This is a genomic window from Vibrio sp. 1069, assembly GCF_033340555.1.
This window is the reverse complement of the sequence record NZ_JAWOWP010000968.1, coordinates 1-512: the sequence shown is the minus strand read 5'-3', so window position 1 is coordinate 512 and position 512 is coordinate 1. Positions and strand designations below refer to the sequence as shown.

Below are 512 nucleotides of genomic sequence, written 5' to 3'. Positions count from 1 at the left end.
TTAATATTCAAGATTGGGAAAAAAGCGTCGTTCTCGATTACGGCAAACTGACTTTCCCACCTGTATTGGAAGAGACGCAGCCACAATTAACTCAGCGTCAAAAAGCAGAATACCGCGAAGATTTGGATAACCTACGCAACCAACTGTCGGTGATCGATCAACAAGTTGAGCAAAAACAGCAAGACTTGGTCGAGATTGAAGCGCGAGTGCGCAACTTACGCCAAAGCTACCAATACGCGAAGAAAGAACTGGATATCACCCAACCGTTGGCGGATGAAGGCGTTGTTCCGCGTATTGAGCTACTCAAATTGCAGCGCCAAGTGAACGACACTCGCCGTGAAATGACATCTAGCGAACTGAAAATCCCAGTGATCAAATCCGCCATCAAAGAATCCATGCTCAATCGCATCGATGTGGCGTTGAAGTTCCGTTCCGAACAACAAGAGAAACTCAATAATGCTCAAGACCAATTGTCTGCATTAGTTGAATCGGCTGTTGGCTTGGAAGACCGC

Annotated in this window: 1 pseudogene; it reads left to right on the top strand. The window is 46.5% G+C overall.

The window, feature by feature from the left end:
* Positions 1 to 512 (top strand): annotated as a pseudogene (locus R7040_RS30085) (HlyD family type I secretion periplasmic adaptor subunit); the annotation flags it as partial.